Origin of the sequence: Shewanella abyssi, from assembly GCF_023284025.1 — a bacterium.
In the GTDB taxonomy this organism is placed as follows: Bacteria; Pseudomonadota; Gammaproteobacteria; order Enterobacterales; family Shewanellaceae; genus Shewanella; species Shewanella abyssi.
In genome coordinates, this window is the sequence record NZ_JAKIKR010000014.1 from 1 (window position 1) to 26,102 (window position 26,102).

A 26,102-nucleotide genomic window follows, 5' to 3' on the forward strand; every position below is an offset into this window, starting at 1 on the left:
TGGAATTAAAAATCATTTTTTATTCTTTTTTACTTTCCGGCAGAGACGCTAAGCTTGCCAACATTAAACTGATACAGGGCCGTCCTTATGTTGTTAAAAGAGCTTTCATCACTCGCATCACCTTTGTCTTCTGGGCAGGTCGATAAACTAAAGCAGTTCACTGCTGAATTGAGTGCCGTACAACTTGCGTGGGTGAGTGGCTATCTTGCTGCAACCTCAGAGCAAGGAACTTCAGTGGTACCACAAGCAACTGCTGAGCAAGTGATTACTATTTTATATGGTAGCCAAACCGGTAATGGTCGTGGCGTTGCAGCAGAACTTGCTGAAAAGGCGCAAGCCCAAGGTTATGCGGTTAACCTCGTTTCCATGGGGGACTACAAAACCCGTCAACTAAAGCAAGAAACATTAATGCTGTTTGTGGTCAGTACTCATGGCGAAGGTGAAGCTCCCGATGACGCCATTGAACTGCACAAGTTTTTAGCCTCAAAGCGTGCCCCTAAACTAGATAAGCTCAATTATTCGATATTGGCACTGGGTGATTCAAGTTACGAGTTCTTCTGCCAAACGGGTAAAGACTTCGATGTGCGCCTTGCAGCACTTGGTGCAACATCAATTTCACCTTTAGTTGAGTGCGATGTGGACTATGAAGAACACGCCGCTAAGTGGCAGGAAAGCGTACTTGAAGCGGTTAAGCCGCTTGTTCAAAGTACTGGTGCCAGTGTAGTGTCGATTGCGAGCACCACTCAATCAGCAACTGCTAGCTTTACCAAGCAAAAGCCCTACACGGCAGAGCTGCTGGTGAGCCAAAAACTGACAGGCCGAGATTCTGACCGAGATGTTCGTCACGTCGAAATAGAGCTGGGTGATTCAGGTATTAGTTATCAAGCGGGTGACGCATTAGGTGTTTGGTTTACCAACAGTGCAGCCTTGGTGAGTGAGTTGCTTGAAAATTTAAGTCTTAATGGCGATGACCAAGTCAGCCTTGGCAGCGACACAATGAGCTTGCGAGACGCACTGACTAACAAGAAAGAGTTAACTCAGCTTTACCCAGGCTTAGTCACTGGTTGGGCTGAATTGAGCCAAAATCAAGCACTACTCGATATCAGTACCGATAAAGCCTTGGTGCGTGAATATGTTAATAACAACCAAGTTGCCGATTTAGTTCAGCAATTCCCTGCTAGCGTCAGCGCCGAGCAATTGGTTAGCTTGCTGCGTGGTATCACCCCAAGATTGTACTCGATAGCTTCTAGCCAAGCGGAAGTTGAATCTGAAGTGCATTTAACCGTGGCATTGGTTGAAGATGAACGTGAAGGTGTGGCTCGATTTGGCGGCGCCTCTCAATTTCTAGCGAGTGCCGAAGAGGGTCAGCAAGTTAATGTCTACGTTGAGCCCAATAACCACTTCCGTCTCCCCGAAAACCCAGACACTCCGGTCATCATGGTTGGCCCTGGTACTGGCGTGGCACCGTTTAGAGCTTTTATGCAGCAGCGCTCAGCTCAAGGTATTGCAGGTAATGCCTGGTTAATCTTTGGTAACCCTCATTTCGAGCAAGACTTTCTCTATCAAACTGAGTGGCAGCAGTATGTTCAAAGCGGTGAGCTGTCGCGTATTGATCTGGCATTCTCCCGCGACCAAGCTCACAAGGTGTATGTACAGCATAAAATTATCGAACAGGGTGAAACATTATGGCAGTGGCTTGAATCGGGTGCTCATTTCTATGTTTGTGGTGATGCCGAGCGTATGGCAAAAGATGTTCACCAAGCACTGTTGGATGTCGTCATAAAGTTTGGTGGCAAAACCCCTGAGCAGGCTGAAGATTATCTAGAAACACTGCGAGCAGCTAAGCGTTACCAAAAAGACGTTTACTAGTCTTTTACAAGATTGGCCTTGATTAAGAACCCATTGATGAGTCGCTGGCAACACTAACGTCAGCGCTAAATATATAAAGAATAATAGAGAGTATCTTGCTATGAGTGAGAAGAAGTTAGCAATAAACGAGTATTTAAAGACTGACAGTGATTACCTGCGTGGCACCATTCAAGAAGGTTTGGATACGGCTGTCACTGGTGCCTTTAGTGAAGGTGACCAGCAGTTAATTAAATTCCACGGCTTCTATCAGCAAGATGACCGCGATCTACGTAATGAACGTAAAGAGCAAAAACTGGAGCCTTTATACAGCTTTATGCTGCGTGCTCGTGTTGCGGGCGGTGTATGTTCGCCTAAGCAGTGGTTAGCGGTTGATGAGATAGCCTCTAACTTAACCAGCTCTAACAGTATTCGTCTAACGACGCGTCAGACGTTTCAATATCATGGTATTTCAAAGCGTAATTTGAAGACCATCATCAAAGATCTTGATCGCGAAGCATTAGATTCTATTGCAGCTTGCGGTGATGTGAACCGTAACGTGATGTGTAATCCAAATCCGGTTGAATCTAAGCTGCACCAGCAAGCTTATGCTTACGCGAAAAAGTTGTCGGACAACATGCTGCCGCACACCAAAGCTTACGCAGAGATCTGGTTAGATGATGAAAAGCTAGTGACCACCGAAGGTGAAGAGGTTGAGCCCGTTTATGGTAAAACGTATCTGCCACGTAAGTTTAAAATGGCAGTCGCTGTGCCACCGGATAACGATGTAGACGTTTACACCAATGATTTAGGATTTATAGCCGTTGCCGAAGCGGGCGAACTTGTTGGCTTTAACCTGGTTGCGGGTGGCGGCATGGGCTCGACTCATGGTGAAGTGACTACCTTCCCACGTTTAGCAGATGACTTTGGTTATATCAAAGCGGAAGATACGCTTAAGTTTGCTGAAGCGATAATGACGGTGCAACGTGATTGGGGAAATCGAGAAAATCGTAAGTTATCACGTCTTAAGTACACCATTGTTAAGCATGGCTATGACGTCTTCAAGGCCGAAGTTGAAAAGCGCACCGGGATTAACTTTGAGCCCAAACGCGATGTTGTGATTGGCGACCGTGGTGATCGATATGGCTGGAAGCAGGGCGTTGATGACAACTGGCACTTAACCCTCTTTATTGAAGGTGGTCGTGTTAAAGATTTGCCAGGGCAACCTTTGCAAACAGGGCTTAGAGAGATAGCGAAAATTCACCAAGGTGATTTCCGCATGACCTCTAACCAGAATATTATAGTGGCCGGCGTGCCAGCGGCAGATAAAGACAAAGTCGAAGCGCTGGCAAGACAACACGGCCTAATGGGTAAGCTTATTAGCGAAACACGTGGCCGCTCTATTGCCTGTGTAGCATTGCCGACCTGCGCGTTAGCAATGGCTGAAGCTGAGCGTTATTTCCCGGACTTTCTAACCAAGGTAGAAGCCTTGCAAGATAAGCATGGTTTCTTAGATCAAGGTATTGTCATTCGCATGACAGGTTGCCCTAATGGCTGCGCTCGTCCGTTTGCCGCAGAAATTGGTTTAGTGGGTAAAGCTCCTGGTCGTTATAATCTCTACCTTGGCGCGAGCTATGAAGGAACACGACTCAATAAACTCTACCGTGAGAATATTCAGGAAACTGAAATTCTTGCTGAACTTGATGGCTTGTTTGCTCGTTATGTCGCTGAGCGAGAAACAGCTGAAACGTTTGGTAACTATACCGTTCGTATTGGTGTAGTGGCCGCAGTGATTGATGCTGCTAAGGAATTTCATGGCTGATCTGCAGATAGAATCTGTTATCTCTAAAGATGCGCTGGCAGCCTTGCTGACAGCGCCAGTAATAGAGCAGCGTAGCGAACTTGAAAAAGTGAACCGTTTTCTCGATGAGCTAACGCCTGAGCTGCGAGTCCGATGGGCGCTGGAGTATCTGCCTGGTAACGCGGCATTGTCGTCAAGTTTCGGTATTCAAGCAGCGGTGATGTTGCATATGTTGAGCGCTGAAAAGCCCGACATTCCGGTGATCTTAACCGATACTGGCTACTTGTTTAGCCAAACCTATCGGTTTATTGATGAGTTGACTGAGCGGTTGAAGCTGAATCTTAAGGTATATGCCTCACCGTTAAGCTCAGCTTGGCAAGAAGCTAAGTTTGGTTTTCTTTGGTTGCAAGGTCTTGATGGCTTAGATCGTTACAACCAAATCAATAAAGTCGAGCCTATGCAGCGGGCGTTAAAGGAGCTAGATGTTGGCACCTGGTTCGCAGGGCTTAGACGCTCGCAATCAAGTACTCGCGAAGCGCTACAGGTGCTAGCCATTCATGGTAACCGTTATAAAGTGCTACCAATTATTGATTGGAACAATAAACAGGTACACGAATATTTAACGGCTTTTGAGCTGCCTTACCATCCATTATGGGACCAAGGTTATGTTTCCGTAGGTGATATTCACTCAAGTAAACCGCTTGAAGTGGGGATGACTGAAGAGGAGACCAGGTTCAACGGTGTTAAACGTGAATGTGGCTTACATTACGATATATAACACCGAGACGAACTGGTCGATATATTGCTGCGTGTTAAGGTTTAATTAAGTGGTACGAATGTACATTTTACGCTTTACCTATAAGTTGATTATTATTTTAACCTCATATAAATAAAGGGCTTTAGCTGCTTTCAATCTCTTTCGGTAAGAATTTGTACATTTTTACTCACATGGTTATGCACAGCGGTTTTTTTTAGTCTATAGTTCAACGTTCCCGTAGATGGTTTTAGGAAACTGTTCTGTATCAAGCCTGTTTGGGCTGCGCAATATTTAGTCTTCCGGTGGCTTAGTTTATGGTTGAGAATTGTATTAATTCTCCTATCAATATAGCTTCTCTAAATATCGCAGACAGAGCCGTCAGTAACCAAACAAACCAAGCTCAGTTTCGCTCATCATTAGGTGGCTTTATTGAGTGCTTAGATTGGCTTGCTAGCGCCAGCTCATCCAAAGCGAGTTATCCCCCAAGTAGTCTGATTGGACTGCTTGGGGCTTATCACATATCCACTATGCTCATCATCTTCTTAAACCTTTCTTTATGTTGTTTCCCTACAGTGGATAGTTGTGACTCGATGTAAGTGAACCAGCCTTACGCTTGAACATAGCTTGATACGAAATCAAATGCTTAGGTTATATATTTCATTAAATAATGATGTAATATATCCTGCTAAGTAATTTGTATTATTAGATCGCCACCGGTTGTTGGGTTAAACATGCAGTGGCAGCGTTAAACATAGTGTCAATGATTGGATTGATGGAATTATTAAATGGAGTTTTTAAATGAATAAGATGCTAGTTGCAGCGGCTGTTGTTGCCGTTGGTGCAGGTGGGTATTGGTATAGTCAACAAGAGGTTGAAGTATCAGCAAGTGATAACGATGTCATGGCTTATATCCCTGCTGACACCCCCATATTTTCTGCACAGCTGCAGCCATTCCCGATCAAGTCATATATCAATTCACTTTCTGACGCTTATAAGCAATCCGGTGCAAACTCGTTAGGTGAGTGGGAAGATGAGGACGAGCCTCGGGCACAGTTTTTTCTTAGCCTAATGAAGTCATATTTAGCGGCAATGAAGGATGGTGACACTTTTGTTAGTACATTCGGCTTAGCTGACAATGTCCGTAGCTACTTTTATACCCTCGGCGCAATGCCTGTGCTTAAGCTTGAAGTGACTAATGCCGATGCGATATGGGCATTACTGGATAAAGCTGAAATTGACAGTGGTTTAAAGCATGTTCCAGCTCAACTCAAGGGCGTCAATTACCGCAGTTATCGGCTTACTGACACAAATGAAGATGAGCATATTAATCTTGTTGTAGCAGTATATGATTCGATTTTAACACTGACTTTAGATACATCATTTAGTGAACCCGCTTTATTGGAAACAGCCCTAGCGGTGACACCCGTTGAGCATTCAATTGTCGACGCTAAAATTATTGAAGATATCATTGCTAAACATGGTTTTACCAATGAAGGTATCAGCTATATCAATCATCAGGAGATTGTAAAAGCATTCACTAGCACTGATGGCAATCAACTGGCCCGTCAAATGACTAAGTTATTTGAAATGGCAGAAGAAGATCCTTTTGTTGAACTGAGATCGCCAGTATGCAACCAAGAGTTGTCGGCAATTGCTGCCAACTGGCCGCGTACGGTTGCCGGTTATGACAAAATGGATATTACAAGTACAGAAAGCTCACTGAGTTATAGAGTGGTTTTTGAAAGTAAAAACCAAATTATGCTCGATGCATATCAACAGATGCGCGGATATATTCCAGCTTATGTGCAAGATATTGATAACAGCGTCGCGACGCTAGGATTAGGTATCGATATCAACCAAATGGTGCCATCTTTACAGGCCATTTGGGATGAGATGTTAACGCCTGAATATCAGTGCGCGCCATTGCAAGAGATGCAAGCACAGATGAGTCAACAGAGCCCTGCCATGCTTGGTATGGTTACCGGAATGGCGAATGGGGTCAAAGGTGTTGGTTTGTCAGTGATTGACTATAAGATCAATGATGATGTTGACTCTCCTGAGATTGAAAGCTTGGATGCGGTGATGACCTTGTCTGCCGAAAACCCAGCCATGCTGTTTAATATGGTTAAGCCATTCGCTCCTGAGCTGGCCAACATTCAATTACCGACAGATGGCAGTGCGATTGTTTTGAACGATGTATTGCCGATGCCTCCAGAGATGAAAGTCACCGCTAAGTTAGCAGTAAAGGGCAACCATTTGGTGTTGTTCTTTGGTGATAAAGGTGAAGCGGTTGCCAATACGCTTAGCTCTGAGCCTATAGCAAGCAATGGCTTGCTAGCAATGTCAGCTGACTATATGAAAATGTTTGCGCCGCTGCTTAAGTTTATTGAGCTCACTGGAGAGCCAGTTCCAGAGGAGTTCAAGGCGATGAAGGATTATGATATGCGCGTTAAAGTTGAGCTTGATGTCGATGATAAAGGTATTATTATTGATTCGACAGTGAATTCGCGCGCTGGCAAGTAACCTTAAGTACAAGGTTAAAACCATTGAAAAAACGCCAGTGTAAAAAGCTGGCATTTTTATCTTCATCTTTAAGATAGTGTCGATTTAGGGGAATTAGTTTGATTGTTGCTGGGCTCTTTTTAAAAGCGAATGAGGTTAGGGTTGTGACGCTAACAGGAGAGCGTGCAAGTCATAGTTTGATCGCGCCGAAAGTCACTAAATTTAGTTTACTTAAAAATCCTACACAAACTGATGTGGTTGCATTTATCGCTCAAATAAGTCATCACATCAGTGATTTTTCTGTTGATAAATTGGTGCTTAATCGGCGAGCGACAACAGGGCAGGGTGCAGGCGGAGCTGGCACATTTTTGATGGAAGGCGCTATTCTTGCAACATGCAGTTGTGAGGTTGAGTTTATCCACCCCGCCACATTACGGGCGTCAGACAAGAAGTATAGTGAGCTTAAAAGTTGTCGCCCTAAGACGGTTGATTTAGGTAAGGCCTACGATTTGGCATTTGAATGCTTAGGCTAAAGAGTTACTACCAGCGTAGGTGAACTTTTTGTTTTGCGGCTATGATTAGTGGTATAACAATGACAGGCAACATAGTAAAAATTAGGTGAAAGCAATGATTAAAACAATGATGAAGAAAACGTCAAAAATACTTTTAGCGGCAGCTCTACTGTTACCATTAACGGCCATGGCGACCGATTTAAAGGTGGGTGACACAGCGCCCAATTTTAAGCTTCAGGCCACTGATGGCCACTTCTATCAACTGAGTGACTATAAAGGCAAGCAGACGCTAGTATTGGCATGGTATCCAATGGCGAATACGCATGGTTGTACCCTCGAATGTAAGTCTTTAGTACAGAAAGGGCACCTGATCCGCGAGTACAACGCGGTATATATGATGGTGAGCGTCGACGATCTTGAAGATAACCAAGCGTTTGCTAAAGAGCAAAAAGCAGACTTTCCAATGCTGAGCGATCCGACCAAAGAAACGGCCAAAGCCTATGATGTGCTTAATTTTGTCCGTGTTGCCAGCCGAGTGACTTTTTACATCGGTGAAGATGGTAAGATTTTAAAAATTGATGATGACATCAATGCCGAAACGGCAGCTGAAGACATTGCTGCAACGTTAAAGGTGCTTGGGATTGAAAAAGCGGCTGAAGATGAGCCTGCTAGCAGTAGCGAATCAGCTCAAGTAGAGTAGATTTCAGCTGTTCTAATGGCATTATAGTTTTAAGCTGTATTTGATATTAAAAAGCCCAACACTTTATGTGTTGGGCTTTTTTATAATTAGTTTACAGAGAAGAAAGGCTACTTACTTAATACTCATCTTGTGCTGCGGCATCACTGATCCGCTCTTTGCGTTCTTGTTCCTCTTCGAATGCCGCTTGGATCTCTTCCAATACCGCATTGATATCCGCGGTATGCTCACTCTCAACAAATTCGCCGGTTAATTCACTCTCTGGTGTAAGATCGCCTGATTCAAATTTCAGCCACATCTCTTGCGCATACTTGGTTTTGAGCACCGAGGGAGCAAACTGGCCATAATATTGGGTCATGTTATTCACATCACGCAATAACATGCGCTTGGCGTTATTATTTGCTGCAGCATCGACAGCTTGTGGTAGATCGATAATCACAGGACCAATATCATCTAGCAGCACATTAAATTCAGACAAGTCGCCATGGATAAGACCGGCACAAAGCATACGCTGCACATCTTTCATGACTTGATAATGGTGGGCGATGGCCATCTCTGCTGTGAGGGTAATATCGTTTAATCTAGGTGCAACGTAGCCAGCGTCATCGGTCACCAGCTCCATCAGCAAAACACCGTCAAAGCAGCCGTAGGGTTGAGGCACTCGTACTCCAGCGTAAGCGAGGCGATACAAAGCATCGACTTCGGCATTCTGCCAGGCTTGCTCCTGCTCTTGACGGCCATAATTGGAGCCTTTTTCCATCGCACGAGCACGGCGGCTATTGCGACCTTTACGGCCTTCACGATATTCGACAGCTTTTTTAAAGCTACGTTTGTCGGCTTCTTTGTAGATTTTCGCGCAGCGGACATCATCACCACATCTTACGATATAGACGTCGGCTTCTTTTCCACTCATTAACGGACGAATAACTTCGTCTATTAATCCTTCATCAACCAATGGTTGGAGTCGTTTAGGGGTTTTCATAGTGCCCTTATACCCTACTTAAGCAAGCGATGGAACAAAAGTGCGGATCTTCATCGTAAAAGATGCCTTTATGGCGATCTTTTAGCTGTTGAGAGTGTATTGACGCTTGATGTGTGTGTTGGAACGCCAGATTTAGCGGCGATCAATTGCTTGATACTTTCTTGACTAAGAGCGAGGTTAGTAAGGCGTATTGTTGGAGGAATGCCAATCCCTGAGACTAACTTTCCTTGAGCGCTGTAAGTTAAGCCAGCACTGAAGCTAAGCTTTATGCCACTTTGGATGAGTGTGATGTAATGGCGCGGGCTTGGGCTACCTCTGGTTCTTTCCCCAACAAGTTGTACATTTGGCCATGCAGATGCCATCAATGCCAGCCATTCACACTCTTGCTGACAACTAGAGTCGACTAATAGATTCAATTTACGTGAGTTAAGTTTGTCGTTTGAACTGGTGTTATTTGAGCTGCGGACAAGCCAATGGCTAAAGCTGGGCGAATCTTGAATTTGGTTATTGAACCCTAGCATTTCTAGGTTAACTTGCTCAAAAAAGTGTAGCCGTTCAATGGGCTCAAAATGCTGATTAACAAATGATGTTGCGGTTGCGTGGGGGTAGCGTTTGTATTTTATTAACCCAATAGCACGGTTATATGCCGAGTATTGCGGTGCAAACTGGCTTTGTAGCCACTGAGTTAAAGCCGTATCTGCTGTGGCTAGATGTCTGATATCGAGGAGTAGATCTTGTTCTGGATTGCTCGATGCGAGTTGCTCCAAAATCATGGGCGCGAATTCATTATCTACAGGGTATCGAATAACGTGTTGTTCAATAGATGAAGATTGGACCGCTTGGGTCGATGCTGTTAGCGGGTGAATATAATCGCGCTGCTGATTCTTGCTGACTAAAGCAAGCTTACGCTGAATGGAGTTGCCCTCGGGGTTGGAGAGCGTCAAAACGATATTGTTAGAGATTGTTAGACCTATAGCTAATTTAAGTCGATTGATACGCCGTAGCCAATGACTCTGCTCTTTTGCCGATAACTTGATAGAGTCGGGGATGTAGAGCTGGGCTGCTTTTTCCCAGCGTTGCATGGGGAGTCCATCGATATGGGTTAGATAAGGAAAATCCTCATCGAAGGGTCTATTTTTTGCGGTGTAGACTAACCAATGTCGACCATCGTATTGCAGCTGGCCAGGAAGCTGTTTTACATCGGCAAGCAGCTGCACTCGAACGGGCAAGCTTACTGTGATAGCAGGATCGTTTAGCGATGAAACCCAGCGCTGTAGTCTCATTTGAAAAGCAGCGGCATTAGTGGCTGCTAAGTTAGTGTTTAGCAGTAATTGTGCTTGTTGATTAAAGGCGTGTTTGCGGCTGGGATCGAATGCTGCGAAAGCTGATTTTTGATTTATGGCGGCTAAGAGTTGGCGAATATCTTGGCGCTGCTGTTCTGGACTCAGTTGATAGGAGGCGGTGTGCGGGAAAAAGGACAGTCGAATCAGTTGAGCCGCACTTATGCCCATCATAAGTGCTAATAACATTACTATGATTTTAAAGCTCTCGCTCATATCTATTCCTTGATATGGCAGGCTTAAGCTATTTTAGGTTAAGCCTGCATAGCCCTTAATTAGCTAGGCTAGCTAAGCATAGTTACAAAATGTCGTTGATAGAGATCCCGATACCTATGCGTTGATTATGTGCATTATAGTCGATAAGACTTTCGCCGTAGCCATTGAAGTACTGAGTATAGAGTCTGAGATTGCCCATGATAGGGTAGCTCCAGGTAAACTCTACCGCGCCATAATTAGGTTTTTGAATGTAGTTACGCACCATTAAGCTAAATCGATGCTCATCAATACCATAGACGCCGGTGAACTCAATGTTGCCCATATAGTCAGTGATATCAGGGTTATCATCACCACTTGGCGAGTCAGGCGTTTCTTTTTCATCTTCAGGTATGCGCCACCATGCCTTAGCCTCAAGCGCAAATGGACCTGAATCAAATATCATCATGCCGTATAAGCGATTCCAGCTCCTGGATAATGACCCCGCTTGGCCGTTGGACTGATGCACGGCACCGACTCCCCAAAAAGAGTTCTTTAGAGGTCCCACTTGCCAATCATTAGTGAATACCATGAATATTTCAGGTTCGTGATTGGTTTCTCTAAAGGGTGAAGAGATATCCTTGTTATATACCTGCCAATATGACTGGTTGGTGTATGCCGCAAAAAGGTGGCCGTTATCGCCAAAAACATTGTGCCACAGCGGAAATTTAAAGCTTATCTGAAACTTGGCTTCGATATTATCCAGTTCAAAGGGGTGGTCTGCAGCTTCTTTAGCAAAAGGTTCAATATTAGGAGAGGAGCTGTAAGTCAGCGGAAGAATGTAGTTCACCTTGTGGGGCGTAATCACGTAAGGCAGATTGCCTGTTGCCGTTTCTTCTGAGACTCGCATTGCAACCAGTGATTGTGCTCTTTTTACTTCGATATCTTCGCTCTTGCTAACGATTTCTGTTTTCTCGGCCTCGGTCGCTTCTGCAAACGATGCACAAGAGCAGCCTAAACCAATAGACAATAATAGTGTGCCTAGCGTATTCATAACATTCCCTGAAAGTGGTTAAAACAGCGCTTATTTTTATTTGTCGCAATTCTACCTAGCTATTGCGGGGTTTAACAGCGCCATAGCAAGCTGGTAACCAACATGAGGGCATTCAGTTGCTAACTGAGTCAGTGGAGTGGTCACCACCGTGATATAAACGTGATTTTGAGATTGGCTCCTAGATCTAAATGCAATAACTTAGAGCAAAATGGGTCACTCTGCACCTCTAGTTTGTAGCCACTCAAACTCACGCCCCGATACTAAGCTATTGATTTATATTAATTTAATTTTAATGCTATATTTGTGAGCCAATATCATGACTTTTTTAATAACTAAAAGTTATAAATGCTTCGAATTTCCTATTTATTATGGAATAAGAGGGCGGCTATATTCACCTTATCAAATTAGAGTGAGGTAGCGTGATGGAGATTGTATCTTTACCGGGTCAAGCCGCAGGAGGAAAGGTGTGGCTTGTAGGAGCAGGCCCTGGTGATGTGGATCTGCTAACGGTCAAAGCTTATCGGGTATTGCAATCTGCCGATGTGGTGTTGTACGACGCCTTAGTGAGCGAAGATATCATGGCACTCATTCCAACTAAAGCTGAAAAAATTGCAGTGGGTAAGCGTGCCGGTAAACACAGCGCGGCGCAAAGCGAAATTAATCAATTGTTGGTGACCAAGGCATTCACCGGTAAAAATGTGGTCCGCCTTAAAGGTGGCGACCCGTTTATTTTTGGTCGTGGTGGTGAAGAGTTACAAACGATTGTTGCTGCGGGTCTCGAGTTTGAAGTCGTCCCAGGGATCACCGCTGCAAGCGGCACAGCTGCTTATGCAGGCATCCCATTGACGCACCGAGATTATGCTCAAGGTGTGAGCTTTATTACTGGTCACTGTCAGTTAGCGAGTCGTCCAATGGATTGGCAAGGATACGCCAACCCTAACAACACTTTAGTGGTGTATATGGGGATCCTCAACGCCGATGTTATTAAAGCTGGCTTAGTTGGTGCTGGGCGGTCGCTAAATACCCCTGTGGCCATAGTATCGAAAGCAACAACCCATGAGCAGCGAACCTTCATTGGCACGTTAGGTAATATTGAACAATTAGCTGCCGACCCAGAATTAGTGATGCCCGCATTGATGGTGATAGGTGAGGTGGTTGAACTCGCTGATAGCCTCAACTGGTTTAAGCCCCAAGGTGCGCAAGGTAGCGCAGCCAAGCTTAGCAACACAAATTAAATAGATGTGCTTAGCACAATCGATTCAAGAAGACGGAGAATTAGCATGGCCGCCAAAGAGTTAAGCCATTTACAACAACTAGAAGCTGAGAGTATTCAAATTATTCGCGAAGTCGCGGCCGAGTTTGATAACCCAGTAATGATGTATTCCATCGGTAAAGATTCTTCTGTGATGCTGCATTTGGCACGCAAAGCTTTCTATCCAGGGAAAATTCCTTTTCCATTGCTGCATGTGGATACCGATTGGAAATTCAAAGAGATGATCGCCTTTCGTGATGCCCAGGCCAAAGAGTTTGGCTTTGAATTACTGGTGCATAAAAACCCAGAAGGTGTAGCGATGGGAGTTGGTCCGTTTACCCATGGTAGTGCTAAACATACCGACATCATGAAAACTCAAGGACTGAAGCAAGCGTTAAATAAGTATGGCTTTGATGCCGCGTTTGGCGGTGCTCGCCGCGATGAAGAGAAATCTCGCGCTAAAGAGCGGGTATATTCGTTCCGTGATAAGCACCATACATGGGACCCTAAAAATCAACGTCCAGAGTTATGGCGTACCTATAACGGTGCCGTCAATAAAGGTGAAAGCATTCGAGTCTTCCCACTTTCAAACTGGACGGAGTTAGATATTTGGCAATATATCTACCAAGAAGATATTAAATTGGTACCCCTGTATTTTGCCCAAAAACGTCCTGTAGTTGAGCGTGATGGCATGATGATTATGGTTGATGATGACAGGTTGCCTTTAGCAGAGGGCGAAACGGTTAAAAATGAATTAGTGCGATTTAGAACATTAGGTTGCTACCCATTAACAGGGGCGATGCACTCAGAAGCTGACACGCTGGAGAAGATTATTGAAGAGATGCTGCTAACACGTTCAAGTGAGCGTCAGGGCCGGCTCATCGATTCAGATCAAAGTGCATCGATGGAACTTAAAAAGCGCCAAGGCTACTTCTAGGTGCAATAAGTGCTAAGCATTGTCAGATTTCAAAGGAATTAATCATGAACCAAGCAGTAGATAACAACACCCGCTTAGCCGCTGAGCTAGAAGAGTTAGGTGTGAAAGAGTATTTAGCACAGCAACAACATAAAGGCATGTTGCGCTTTCTCACATGCGGCAGTGTCGATGATGGTAAAAGTACCTTGATAGGACGTTTACTGCATGACAGCGCGCAAATTTATGAAGACCAACTGGCGAGTTTAAAGAGTGACAGTGCCAAAATGGGCACCACAGGTGGAGAGATTGACCTGGCGTTACTGGTTGATGGCTTGCAGGCAGAGCGTGAGCAAGGCATTACCATTGATGTGGCTTACCGCTATTTTTCAACTGACAAACGCAAGTTCATTATTGCCGACACACCGGGCCATGAGCAGTACACGCGTAATATGGCCACGGGTGCATCGACCTGTGACTTAGCGGTTATTTTGGTTGATGCGCGCTATGGCGTACAAACACAGACTCGCCGCCATGCTTTTATTGCCTCACAACTTGGTTTGCGTCACTTTGTGGTTGCCATCAATAAAATGGATCTACTCGGTTTTGACGAAAAAGTCTTTAATGACATCAAGGCTGATTTTGCGGAGTTTGCCGCGCAGTTGGGTGATATCGATATTCGCTATGTGCCGCTATCGGCGTTAAAAGGCGACAATGTGGTCGACCGTAGTACTCAAACGCCTTGGTATACCGATGGTACGCTACTCGAATTGTTAGAAACCATCGATACACGGCGCGAGTTAAACAGCTTACCCGTACGCTTTCCGGTGCAATATGTATTGCGTCCAGATCTCGATTTCAGAGGTTTTGCTGGCACAGTGTCATCAGGCATTATCAAGGTGGGTGACGAGCTGGTGGCCTTGCCATCAGGCAAGCGCAGCAAGGTTGAGCGTATCGTGACATTTGATGGTGATCTCGACGAAGCGATTGCCGGTCAAGCGGTGACACTAACCCTAGAAGATGAAATTGATATCTCTCGTGGTGATCTGCTGTCACAAGTCGATAATGCGCCAACACTGGCAAATCAGCTCAGTGCTGATATTGCTTGGATGGATGAGAAACAGCTACAAATAGGCCAGCTTTATGATCTGAAAGTGGCGGGCAAGAAGCTACAAGCCAGTGTTACAGCTGTCGAATACCTAGTCGATATCAATACCTTAGAACATAAAAATAGTGACGTTATCGGTTTAAATGATATGGCTCGGGTGACACTAGAGCTTAATGAAGCGATTGCTATCGACCCCTATACGCTAATTCGTGACACCGGCGGCATGATCTTAATCGACAGATTATCCAATGCGACAGTGGCAGCCGTCATGGCGGTATCGACCACAAAAGTGAGCAAATCAACGAGCCAGTTTACAGGTTTTGAACTTGAGCTGAATGCGTTGATCCGCAAGCAGTATCCTCATTGGCAAGCGCTAGATATTAGCAAGTTAGAGGGCTAGTGGTGTCTGAACTGTGGGTGTTGTCGAGCATATTATTTGCCCTAGTCGTTGCCTTAATGGCTGGGATTTGGACACCCGCTGCGCTATTTTTTACCGCGGCATTAACCAGCTATCTTCTAGGGATGGTAGAGCTAGAGACGGCATTGGCAAGTTTTACCAATGCCAGTTTAGTGACCTTAGTACTGATTATTCTAGCGACTGCGGCACTTGAGAAAACCTCTTTGCTGGGTAAGCTTAGTCAAGTTGTTGGACGGGGATCTTTAGCAGCGACTATCGCTAAGCTGGGCCTCTCAAGCGCGCTATTGTCATCGTTTACTAATAATACCGCTGTGGTGTCGTCCTTGATTGGCGTAGTTAGGCGGAATCAGTCTCATGCCCCCGCTAAACTGTTATTGCCACTGTCATATGCGGCTATTCTTGGCGGTACATTAACCCTAATCGGCACTTCTACTAACCTGATTGTAAACTCCTTTGTAGAGAATGCAGGCTTAGAGCCTTTGGGCTTTTTTGAGTTCTCTATTATAGGAGTGGTGATTGTAACCTTAGGTGTAGGTTTATTGGTGTTGCTGGCGAATGTGTTGCCCGACAGGCGTGAAGAGGGGGCAGAGGAAAGCTTACCCTACTTGCTTGAAGCCAGAGTCGCAAAAAAGTCACAGTTGATTGGCAGGAGTGTCATAGACAATCGCCTAAGAGCACTGAAAAAACTCTATTTAGTTGAACTTGAACGCAGTGGCATTCGTATTTGTCCGGTACCGCCGCATCTGGTTCTGCAAAGTGAAGACATATTGCGCTTTGGTGGTGCCGTTGAATCGGTGGAGCTATTACATCAATTTGATGGTCTCGAATGGTTTGGTAAGCAACAAGCCAAAGGGCAAAACTTGGTTGAAGCTGTGCTAGCCCCTACATCAAGCCTGGTCGGCACTTCATTGAAGGCCTCTAAGTTTCGAGAGCGATTTGATGGGGCTGTTCTGGCTATTCGCCGCGGGCACCACCCATTAAAAGGTGGCCTCGGTGATATTGAGTTACAAGCGGGAGACGTATTACTGATCACGCCAGGCGATAGTTTTAGCCATAACGCCAAATTGGCGTCAGATTTTGCTGCGGTGAGTGGCCTCGATCTTAGCGTTCGCTTAGATAAAAAACGCAGTCAGTGGGTATTGTTCGGTTTTGTGTTGACCATTTTTGCCAGCGTGATTGGTGCATTGCCTTTGATCAAAGGCTTAATCTTACTATTGATTAGCTACGTCGCTATTGGCGCGGTGAGTTTAACTGAATTAAGGCGACGCTTTCCGATTGAGTTAGTGGTCATTGTTGGCAGTGCGTTAAGTCTGGCTAATTTGATGTTATCCACTGGTCTTGCTGATGATATTGCGAATTTCATCTTGGGATCATTGAATGGTTTTGGGGTCTTTGCGGCTTTTGTTTGTGTGTATTTTTTAACGTTATTACTGACCGAATTGATAACCAATAATGCCGCTGCAGCGCTGGCTTTCCCTGTCGCTTATGCTATTGCAATGAGCTACGGAGTCGATACCAGGCCATTTATTCTTGCTGTGGTTTTTGGGGCCAGTGCGAGTTTCATCTCCCCCTATGGCTACCAGACAAATTTGATGGTTTATAACGCCGGCAATTACCGTTTTACTGATTTTTTAAGAGTGGGATTGCCCTTGTCGCTGTTGTACTCGTCGATTGTTATTATATTAGTGCCGATGCTCTTCCCATTTTAAGGTGGTAATACCATATTGAAACCATAAGTTGAGTAAGTTTGGTGCATTTTATCTATTAGATTATTGTTTTTGGAGTGGTTATGTCTGACATCGTTTGGCACCAACATAGTATTGACCAAGAGTCCCGTGCAAAGCAAAAAGGCCAAAGCCCGGTATTACTGTGGTTTACGGGCCTATCCGGCTCCGGTAAATCAACCTTAGCGGGAGCGTTAGAACGCGCACTGTTTGATGCTGGCTTTCACACCTATTTACTCGATGGCGATAATGTTAGACATGGCCTCTGTAAAGATTTGGGGTTTAGCGCCAGTGATCGTGACGAGAACCTGCGCCGTGTAGGCGAAGTGGCAAAACTGATGGTTGATGCTGGCTTAGTGGTGTTATCGGCATTTATCTCCCCGACTAAGGAGGAGCGAGAGCGTGTCCGCGGCCTATTTGAAGAGGGGCGCTTTATTGAAGTTCATGTCTCTACGCCGATTGAAGTCTGTGAGGCGCGTGATCCTAAAGGGCTTTATAAAAAAGCGCGCGCAGGAGAGATAAAGGACTTTACCGGCATCTCTGCACCGTACGAAACACCCACCGCGGCGGAGTTAACCATCGATACCAGTAAAGGTGACTTAACGGTTCAGGTCAACGCGCTATTAGATTATCTCACCGCAATTCAAGTGATTGATGCGGCAAAGTTAAAGGCAGCAGTTTAGGTTTACAACGCTTGCTGCTTTATTTGCTAAGCCAGCGCTTATTTGACGGTAATTGTTCGTGACTAGGATGGTCACCGTTTAGAAAGTCATTCCGCAATCGAGTGCAACCATTTAAGACAACTTGGTTGAGTTCGTTTCTATTACAGAGCGAATTAACGGCGACTGTACTTGGAATGATATGTTGTTATTTATTTGTAAACTAGTTACTTTATAGTTCGAGAAACCAACTTAATAGCAACGAGAATAAACATTTTAGTTGCTCGCAATCTCTACTCTACAAGGACTTGTTCAGAGACGTTATTATGAAGAAAATACTTAGCTATATCTTAATTACCCCCATGCTTTTAATATGGTCTAACAGCCTCTTAGCAAGTGAAATAGTGTATGGAGTCATAGAAAATAATATCTATAAAAATAGCTATTTCAATATTGCTTTACCAGTGCCAGAGCAGTGGTCGGTTCAAAGTAAGGCTGCAATAAATGAACTTGTAGAAATAGGCGGTGAGCTCATTGCCGGTGATGATCAAAATTTAAAAGCCATTATTAAAGAGTCTGAAAAGCAAACCGTTAATATGTTTGCTTTCTTTAAGTTTGAGCAAGGTTCGCCAGTGGAGTTTAATCCCAGCATCATGGCCGTCGCGGAGCGAGTAACACATATGCCTGGAATAAAGAGAGGATCTGACTATTTTTTCCATATGAAAAAGATCCTTCAAGTATCGCAGATACAGTATACGTTTTCTAAAGAGATCTATTCAGAAGACTTGTCAGGTGTTGCTTTTGATGTGATGCCGTCAGAAATTAATATTGCCAATATTACAGTGAATCAAGAATACTACGCCGCTAGGCATGAAGACTATGTACTGAGTTTTATTTTGACCTACAAAACGGATAGTGAACAGCAAGAACTTAGAGATATACTCAGTCAGTTGAGTTTTTCTAACTAAAGCATCGATGTAGATTTTATTAGATAGATACAAGTAAGTGGGTGAGCGACAACTTGCCCTTTTTACCCGTAGTTCTTGTTTTTATCAAGATCGTCGTTAGAGATTAATAAACATCACCTGCTGAATTCAGCCGTATATCTTCCTATCCAAAGCGGGTTAATCGATTCTAAAGTCTTGTGCAAAAACCTCCTTTAACACCTTGATATAATTAACATCGGTCTTGTATCGGATCAGCTGTGTAAGTTCATCGCCAATGGGCGTAAAACGATAATAGCTGAAGAACAATTGTCCGCTTTTGGGCGTGAGTTTGAGTTTTATCCCGCTTAGCGCAAAACTAATGGGCGTTTTGCTGCTGAGTAAGCCAGTCTCTAATTCACTGCGATGCAATACTCCCGCTTCGACTAAGGTCAAGATGTTGGAGTAGGGCAGGCCAAATTGTGACAAGCCAATATTGGTTTGGGTTGGCTTTTTGAAAAAGTGGCCTAAGCCGCTGGCATGTTTAAAACCAATAACGAGCTTCAAACGTGATTCGTTGTTTACCAATACTGACATGCCCAGAGCCTTCTCTAAGATCTGCGCTTCTTTATGAGTCAGCTGCTTTAAAGTGGTCAATGTGCGTAAGCTAAAGTTACCCGGGCTGGTTATTTCACTGGCTAAAATCCTGCCCCATAACTCCTGCATTTTTCGATTATGGATCTGTTCTGCCAGTTGAAAAAACTGATGTGCCCAATCGGGGTCAAGATCCACACCGGTCACGTCTGACGGGGTTTGGCTGATTGCAATTTTATAGATAGTTTCCAAATTCGACTGGTATTGGCTAGCCAGTTTTTGTGCTCTAAAGCTTGACCTTTCAGCAATTGAGGCACTGCTTGGACGGTAATCATCTTCACTGCTCAGCCCAAGCATACGCCCAAGTAACAAGGCTTTTTTTCTGGCTGAAACATCGGCTGATTTTCCATTATCACTATTCGACGTTTTCACGCTGTGATTTCTGGTGTCCTTAATTGTTTCAACCATTTACCTATTTCCTATTTGCTATTTGCTATTTATATACCGCTAGTCTCTTTATGCCAATCAAGCGGTTAATTGTCTAGCTATTTTTCTGCGTTGACCAGAGATGGCATCTTGCCAAAGTAGGCGACCTCTTCACCTTGCTGAGGGTGGCGAGGGACATTCATTGCCAATATCAGCGAGCATACAGCAAAACTAGCGCCGATATAAAATACCAGTGAAGGGGAGGTTAGCCACAAAAGCCCAAGTAGTGCGGGGATGATAACGGCTGCAATGTGGTTAATGGTGAAACTGACCGACATGGTTGCGGCGATATCCTTGGGGTCGGCGATTTTCTGAAAGTAGGTTTTGAGCGCAATCGCCATGGCAAATAACAGGTGGTCAATGACGTATAGCGCAGCGGCGATTTGGGCATGCTCAACTAATGCATAGCTGATAAAGACCGCTATAAGACCTAAATATTCAATAGTCAGCGCGTTACGCTCACCAATTCGGCCAATTAAGCGGCCAATAGCAGGGGCAAAAAATAGGTTAACCACATAGTTTATGAGAAAGAGTGAGGTAATTTGGCTAATACTATAGCCAAATTTTTCTACCATCATAAAGCCTGCGAAGACCATGAATATCTGTCTTCTCGCGCCAGAGAAAAAAGTGAGCATGTAATATAACCAGTAGCGTTTCCGCAGGATAATTTTTTTGTGCTGCGGCTCTTTTTGTTCAAAGGTTGGGAAGTACAAACTAATGGTTATCACCATGACGAGCCCTAAGGCGCCAATGATGGCATACATCCATTGGTAGTCGAGTTTTAGCCAGGTCATTATTAACCAAATGCTGCCGTAACCGATGAGTGCTGCGGCGCTGCGCCATGCCAGTGCTTTACCTAAAAATGCAGCGGTGTTTTTCTTTTCAACCCATTGCAGCGTCAGTGATTGGTTGACGGTTTCGAAATAATGGAAGCCAATGGACATCAATACCGTGGTGATATAAAGGCCGAGAACTTGCGGGAAGAAGCCTGTGATGGCGACCCCGATACAAAGTAGTGCCAACGACAATAATGCAAATGCTTGTTCTTTTATCAGTAGTAATACGAAGATTGCGGTAAATGCCAGAAACCCAGGAACCTCTCTCAAGCTTTGTAATATACCAATTTCAGCACCGGTGAATTGAGCGCGCTCGATAACAAAGTTGTTGAGTAATACCTGCCATACAGCAAAGACTAATGACATGATAAATGTCATCCAAAGCAGCAGTTTCTGCGGGTTATTCTTCATTAAAACGATCCATGTGATCCGGCGAAAGGAGCAGCAGTATATACCTATTCTACTGGAAAATGCTCGTTTCAAAGGCATTGTGTCAGTTCAATTCTAGCCACATTAACGTAGCAGTGGAGCTCCCCTTTTAAGCTAATGCAAACACCAAGCATGGTGTGAATGTCAGTTAAGCAGGACCCATAACTGACCTTGATAAAAGCCCATTAAATTCCCATTGAATCCTGTACCTCCAGACGGCTTGTTAAATGAACAATGGCATTAACAAGTTGGTAAAGATTACTGTAAAGCGATAGATGCTAATTTACTCATTGTTGCAGCACTTTGTGCTTATGCTACAGGCCACTGTTTAAGTGGTTGAATTAGCAAGACTTTACTGTGTAGGTCTAACTGCTGCAACTGTTAATCTATATTGATTAATGTAAGTCGATTGTAAATTTAATTGTAAAGAATAATGCAAATCATTCTCATTCGTTGTATTTTGTTGGCAAATATAGAGGATGCTGGCTTTCCAGCAAAGAAGCAATTGAGAGCCGTTTTATGAAAAACATGTATAGGCATGTAAAGCTGAATATATTGGCTGCGACGATAGCAAGTATCTTTAGCGCAAATGCAATGTCAGCAACAGATCCTGAAGTACTCGCAGCAGCGATTGCAAAGCAAGAAACTGAATTGACTGAACTTAAAGCTCAGTTAAAGGAGCTTGCACAGCAGCAACAAGCGCAAGCTGAACAGCAGAAGCAGCAACAATTACTACAGCAAGAAACGCTAGCAACAGTTAAAGCTGAGTCTGCAGATAGCAAGTTCAGCAAATTTTCATTTAAGTCATATGGCAGTGTGATCTACACCAGCGATGAATATTACGACAACGTTCAAGATACGACGCCTGAACGCCGTGGTCGCTTTGATCTCGAACGTATCGTCACTGAGTTTGGTTATCAGTTTAACGACCAATGGGATATGGAAGTTGAGATTGAATATGAACATGGCGGCACCGGTACTTCACTAGAGTACGATGGTTTTGATGAGTTCGGTGAGTTTGAAGCTGAAGTCGAAGCTGGCGGCGAAGTCATGATAGAGAAAGCCGAGATCCGTTATCGTCCAGGCGACGCATTTGGGGTTAAGTTCGGTAATATCCATCTGCCAGTCGGTCTTAGCAGTACTCTGCATAAACCCAATCAGTATCTCACCGTGCAGCGCCATAAAAGTGAAGCGGCAATGCTGCCCGCGGTATGGAACGAAAATGGTATCGGTATTTTCGGTGAAATTGCTAACTTTCACTATCAAGCACAAGTGGTTAGCGGATTAAACTCAGAGTATTTTCGAACCTATGACTGGGTTGCATCGGGCCATCAAAAGCGTTTCGAGCATGTAAATGCAGATGATCTTGCATACGTTGCTCGTCTTGATTACGGCAACTTCAAAACCGGTTCAGCGGTAGGTGTTTCATATTATTACGGTAATACCAGTGGCAATCGCCATAAAACCAATAAGCTCAATTCAGATGGCACCGTCAGCATTTTTTCAATCGCTGCTGCATTTGTTGAGGGACCATGGATTGTTCGTGGCCAATACCTTAACGGTACGTTGAGCGATTCTGATGCCATTACCCAAGCAAACAAAACCACCCCAGGCCTAAAGCCGGGAAACTTTGCGCAACTGGGTAGTGAATCTGAAGCTTTCTTCGTTGAAGCCGGAGTCGACCTAGGTCATTTCACTCCTGTCCCAATTACCATTTTTGCCAATATCGACTACTCAAACCCATTGAAAGAAGTGGAAACCGGCATTGCCACCAAGCGTTACGAGAACACTTGGATCAGTGCCGGTATTAACTATTTCCCCATTCCAGAAATTGTTATCAAGGCGGAAGCCGGAGTGCAGCAAGTGGCAGTCGCTTCCATCCCCGATACCCATTTTTTTGCGCTTGGCGTGGGTTATCAATTCTCGTTGTAACCAATTCAGTACGTCGTCGTTAAATCAAATTAGCAAATTAACTAAGTTTATAAAATGGAGTTTTAAATGAAGCACTTTACTCATTCAGCGGTTGCTATCGCGCTTATTTCTGCACTTGCTGCATGTGGCGGTTCAGGTTCTGACACCACGCCAGCACCAGTACCGGACAATACCTTCTCATTTGCAGCAACTGAGATGGTCACCAACCTGACAGATGATGTCATTATTGCTGGTTACAGCGACCTCGCCGCCCGTGGTGCAACTTTACTTGCCTCAACACAGACATTAGTGGCAACGCCATCACAGTCAAATCTTGAAGCTGTACAACAAGCGTGGAAAGCGGCTCGCCAGCCATGGGAGCAAGGTGAATCACATATCTTTGGTCCAGTTGACTCACTTGGTATCGATCCTCATTTAGACAGCTGGCCATTAAACACCACCGATTTAACCACGGTACTGTCGACCACGACAGGATTTGCCGCAGCAACCATCAAAGGTTGGAATGACGACGTACAAGGTTTCCATACCATGGAATACCTACTGTTTGGCGACGGCGTAACGACTAACACTAAGATGATTGCAGACTTATCCGCTAACGAGCGTGATTACCTAATGGGTCTTGCTGAAGTATTTCGCGATTACACTCAAAACTTGGATGATGCGTGGTTAATAAGCCACGATGCAAGTACAGGTAAAGCCTATGGCGAGCTACTTAAGAATCCTGGTAGCGATGGCAATACTTTCTACAGCTCAAATGTGGGTGTTGTTCAAGAGCTTATTAACGGCATGATCGGTATTGTCGATGAAGTGGGTAATGGTAAAATTGCCGATCCATTTGGTGCCGATGCAGGCAGTGCCGATACCTCTAAAGTTGAATCTCAATACTCATGGAATTCATTGACTGATTTTAGTAATAACATCATCGGTGTGCGTAATGTTTACCAAGGCGAGTTAGCAGGAGCTGCCGATAAACAGGGTATTGTTGATTTTGTTGCCGCGGCAGATACAGAGTTAGCGGCGCGGGTGGGTACTGAAATCGACAACGCTATCTTGACGATTCAAGCCATTGAAGGTTCGAACGACATGCCTTTCCGTCAAGCCATCTCTGATGTCGAAGGGCGTAAGCGTATTCAAACTGCTATTGATGCACTTTCAACGCTACAAACAAGCTTGGATTCAGATGTGCTGCCACTACTGAAAACGTGGGAAGTATAACCATTTAGTCTGTTGAGAGGGCATAGAGAAGATTCTTTATGCCCTCTTTTTCATGTTAACTCTGTTAGTTTTTTTGTGTCTTGGACAACAGAATTAGAAGACTAATTTTAGATAAACGTGTGTGGTAACGCAAATGACAATTAACAATAATAAAGTGAATAGTACAAGGGCAAAACTGACAGCTGTTGCGATGGCAAGCGTTCTCAGTTTGTCGGCATGTGGCGGCTCTGGTGATGACAACACGCCGGTACCAGAAGAGAAGGTTTATCCCGCTTATACCGATATCACTGCCAGTGGCGGTGATACTACGACCTATGATACATCCGAATCGGGTCATGGTTTTTCAACACCAGCCCCTAATCTGACGACTGCGGAATTAGCGCTGCATTTAGACGGTGATTTGGGCTTTGAAACCGCATTCACTACGGCTCCTAATGAGGCTCATCCAGAGTTAGATGGACTTGGGCCGGTGTTTAATAACGCCGACTGTAACTCTTGTCATCAACGGGATGGTCGTAACTCAACCCCTCAAGTTGTAGCGGGTGAGACTCGGGTTAAACTCGGCTCAGCAGCGGGAATCTTTCTGCGTATCAGTAAAGCGCCTACTGAGCCTTGTCTCGTCGGCACCGCCGCTAATAACTACTGCGCTCCAATCGCAGTCCCAGGTTTTGGTGGGCAGCTATTCCATCGTGGTGTGCTTAAAGCGCGCAATGACTGGCAGCAGAACAAATTTATTGGTCAAGCAGATGTATACCTGTCTTTCGAGACTAAAGTCATCAGCTATAGTAATGGCGCTAGTGTGACCCTGAAAAAGCCACTGTTTGATGTCGAAAACCCCTATGATGCGCCCGGTGAAACTAAATCAAGTGCCAATGTCACCTCGAACTTATTGCAAGATGATGTGCTGATGGGCTGGCGTAACGGCATGCCTGTATTTGGCCTTGGGTTGCTAGAGGCGATCCCTGAGGCGGATATTGTGGCGAATGTTGATGCTGATGATGCCAATAATGATGGTATTTCAGGGCGTGCTAACTATGTATTTGATGCCGTTAAAGCACAAGCTGGCGATAGCAATCCGGTCTCTTTAGGGCGCTTTGGTTGGAAGGCAAATACCCCAAGCGTAAGAGTGCAGTCTTTGGGCGCGTTGCGCGGCGACATTGGTATCACTAATCCACTGTTTCCTGATGAAAGCATTAAAGGCACGGCACTGCATGATGATTATCTCACTCGCACTGGATTTGTCGATACTGGCGAAGGTATTGACGGTGAACCAGAGGCGACAGCAGAGTTTAGTGATTCAGTGGTGTTTTATGCCGAGACACTGGCAGTGCCTGCTAGGCGCAGCGTTGCAGATGCCGATGTCCGCGAAGGGGCCCGACTGTTTGAGCAATTAAACTGTAGCGGTTGCCATACCCCAAGCTTTGTCACTAAAGCGTCGGGCGATATTGGCGGTACAGCGATGATCGCTGGCCACAAGAACCAAACGATCTACCCCTTTAGCGACATGTTACTGCACGATATGGGTGAAGAACTGGCTGATGGTCGCCCCGATTTCCTTGCCGACGGCAGTGAGTGGCGTACTCGTCCACTATGGGGAATAGGGTTAACCCAAACCGTTAACCCACAAGCTGGCTTCTTGCATGATGGCCGCGCCGCCACACTCGAAGAGGCTATTTTGTGGCATGGAGGAGAAGCGCAGCAAAGCACAGATGACTTTATGGCACTTAATGCGGTTGAGCGCGCTCAAGTCGTTGATTTCTTGATGTCTCTATAAAGAGATCATTAAACTAGCCAAGGGGAAATACATTCTTGATGTATTTCCCTTTTTAATTTTGTGAGCTAGATAAAGTTAAAGCAGATTATCGCTTTGTAGCTCGTGATCTGATTCAAGTAAAAAGATCCAATAATCCCCTATGATTAAACTACTGAAT

At 44.8% G+C, this 26,102-nt stretch carries 20 protein-coding genes; 15 read left to right on the plus strand and 5 right to left on the minus strand.

The annotated features are described in order from the left end of the window. The first annotated feature begins 87 nt into the window (after positions 1–87). The 6 genes from L2755_RS08220 (at position 88) to L2755_RS08245 (ending at position 8,117) form a co-directional block, all read left to right on the plus strand. Positions 88–1,869 (plus strand): assimilatory sulfite reductase (NADPH) flavoprotein subunit, encoded by a 1,782-nt coding sequence (locus L2755_RS08220; RefSeq protein WP_248980201.1) that lies wholly within the window; start codon positions 88–90, stop codon positions 1,867–1,869. 100 nt (positions 1,870–1,969) lie between these two features. Then, a complete protein-coding gene (gene cysI, locus L2755_RS08225; protein WP_248980202.1) occupies positions 1,970–3,667 on the plus strand; it encodes an assimilatory sulfite reductase (NADPH) hemoprotein subunit in 1,698 nt (565 codons plus the stop codon). Further along, positions 3,660–4,424, plus strand: coding sequence for a phosphoadenylyl-sulfate reductase (locus L2755_RS08230; protein ID WP_248980203.1), 765 nt, complete (start codon positions 3,660–3,662; stop codon positions 4,422–4,424). The genes cysI and L2755_RS08230 overlap by 8 nt, the downstream gene beginning before the upstream one ends. A gap of 777 nt (positions 4,425–5,201) precedes the next feature. Next, positions 5,202–6,926, plus strand: a complete 1,725-nt coding sequence (locus L2755_RS08235) for a hypothetical protein (RefSeq protein ID WP_248980204.1) — start codon at positions 5,202–5,204, stop codon at positions 6,924–6,926. A gap of 98 nt (positions 6,927–7,024) precedes the next feature. Then, complete coding sequence (locus tag L2755_RS08240; RefSeq protein WP_283102758.1) at positions 7,025–7,438, plus strand: DUF3010 family protein; 414 nt, start codon at positions 7,025–7,027, stop codon at positions 7,436–7,438. Positions 7,439–7,544: 106 nt separating this feature from the next. Next, a complete protein-coding gene (locus L2755_RS08245) occupies positions 7,545–8,117 on the plus strand; it encodes a peroxiredoxin family protein (protein ID WP_248980270.1) in 573 nt (190 codons plus the stop codon). Positions 8,118–8,232: 115 nt separating this feature from the next. Here L2755_RS08245 and L2755_RS08250 read toward each other — a convergent pair whose 3' ends face one another. From L2755_RS08250 to L2755_RS08260, 3 genes are all read right to left on the minus strand, one after another. Further along, positions 8,233–9,096 carry a PA4780 family RIO1-like protein kinase gene (locus L2755_RS08250; protein ID WP_248980206.1) on the minus strand — a complete coding sequence of 288 codons (864 nt, stop codon included), beginning with the start codon at positions 9,094–9,096 and terminating at the stop codon, positions 8,233–8,235. 68 nt (positions 9,097–9,164) lie between these two features. Next, positions 9,165–10,652, minus strand: a complete 1,488-nt coding sequence (locus L2755_RS08255; RefSeq protein ID WP_248980207.1) for a S41 family peptidase — start codon at positions 10,650–10,652, stop codon at positions 9,165–9,167. Between the two features lie 82 nt (positions 10,653–10,734). After that, complete coding sequence (locus L2755_RS08260; protein WP_248980208.1) at positions 10,735–11,682, minus strand: phospholipase A; 948 nt, start codon at positions 11,680–11,682, stop codon at positions 10,735–10,737. Between the two features lie 422 nt (positions 11,683–12,104). Here L2755_RS08260 and cobA point away from each other — a divergent pair, with 422 nt between their 5' ends. From cobA to L2755_RS08290, 6 genes are all read left to right on the plus strand, one after another. Next, entirely contained in the window at positions 12,105–12,917 is an 813-nt protein-coding gene (cobA, locus tag L2755_RS08265) for a uroporphyrinogen-III C-methyltransferase (RefSeq protein WP_248980209.1), read from the plus strand. A gap of 45 nt (positions 12,918–12,962) precedes the next feature. Next, entirely contained in the window at positions 12,963–13,871 is a 909-nt protein-coding gene (cysD, locus tag L2755_RS08270) for a sulfate adenylyltransferase subunit CysD (protein WP_248980210.1), read from the plus strand. A gap of 44 nt (positions 13,872–13,915) precedes the next feature. Further along, complete coding sequence (gene cysN / locus L2755_RS08275; RefSeq protein WP_248980211.1) at positions 13,916–15,355, plus strand: sulfate adenylyltransferase subunit CysN; 1,440 nt, start codon at positions 13,916–13,918, stop codon at positions 15,353–15,355. A 2-nt stretch (positions 15,356–15,357) separates the two neighbouring features. Beyond that, positions 15,358–17,082, plus strand: a complete 1,725-nt coding sequence (locus L2755_RS08280) for an SLC13 family permease (RefSeq protein ID WP_248980212.1) — start codon at positions 15,358–15,360, stop codon at positions 17,080–17,082. A gap of 80 nt (positions 17,083–17,162) precedes the next feature. Continuing rightward, on the plus strand, positions 17,163–17,780 hold the full coding sequence (cysC, locus tag L2755_RS08285) for an adenylyl-sulfate kinase (protein ID WP_248980213.1): 618 nt from the start codon (positions 17,163–17,165) through the stop codon (positions 17,778–17,780). 302 nt (positions 17,781–18,082) lie between these two features. Then, positions 18,083–18,724 carry a hypothetical protein gene (locus L2755_RS08290; protein WP_248980214.1) on the plus strand — a complete coding sequence of 214 codons (642 nt, stop codon included), beginning with the start codon at positions 18,083–18,085 and terminating at the stop codon, positions 18,722–18,724. A 156-nt stretch (positions 18,725–18,880) separates the two neighbouring features. On the opposite strand, the gene L2755_RS08295 is transcribed toward L2755_RS08290, so the two are convergent. Together L2755_RS08295 and L2755_RS08300 are read right to left on the minus strand one after the other, a co-directional pair. Further along, the gene (locus L2755_RS08295; RefSeq protein WP_248980215.1) at positions 18,881–19,741 is read right to left on the minus strand and encodes a TIGR03899 family protein; all 861 of its coding nucleotides are present in this window, start codon (positions 19,739–19,741) and stop codon (positions 18,881–18,883) included. A 77-nt stretch (positions 19,742–19,818) separates the two neighbouring features. After that, positions 19,819–21,006: an MFS transporter gene (locus tag L2755_RS08300; protein WP_248980216.1), complete on the minus strand. Its 1,188-nt coding sequence runs from the start codon at positions 21,004–21,006 to the stop codon at positions 19,819–19,821. Between the two features lie 612 nt (positions 21,007–21,618). On the opposite strand from L2755_RS08300, the gene L2755_RS08305 reads away from it, so the two are divergent. The 3 genes from L2755_RS08305 (at position 21,619) to L2755_RS08315 (ending at position 25,945) form a co-directional block, all read left to right on the plus strand. Next, positions 21,619–22,956 carry a hypothetical protein gene (locus L2755_RS08305; RefSeq protein WP_428847782.1) on the plus strand — a complete coding sequence of 446 codons (1,338 nt, stop codon included), beginning with the start codon at positions 21,619–21,621 and terminating at the stop codon, positions 22,954–22,956. Between the two features lie 66 nt (positions 22,957–23,022). Beyond that, positions 23,023–24,171 (plus strand): imelysin family protein, encoded by a 1,149-nt coding sequence (locus L2755_RS08310; protein WP_248980217.1) that lies wholly within the window; start codon positions 23,023–23,025, stop codon positions 24,169–24,171. A 190-nt stretch (positions 24,172–24,361) separates the two neighbouring features. Continuing rightward, positions 24,362–25,945, plus strand: coding sequence for a di-heme oxidoredictase family protein (locus L2755_RS08315; RefSeq protein ID WP_248980272.1), 1,584 nt, complete (start codon positions 24,362–24,364; stop codon positions 25,943–25,945). The last annotated feature ends 157 nt before the right edge of the window (positions 25,946–26,102 follow it).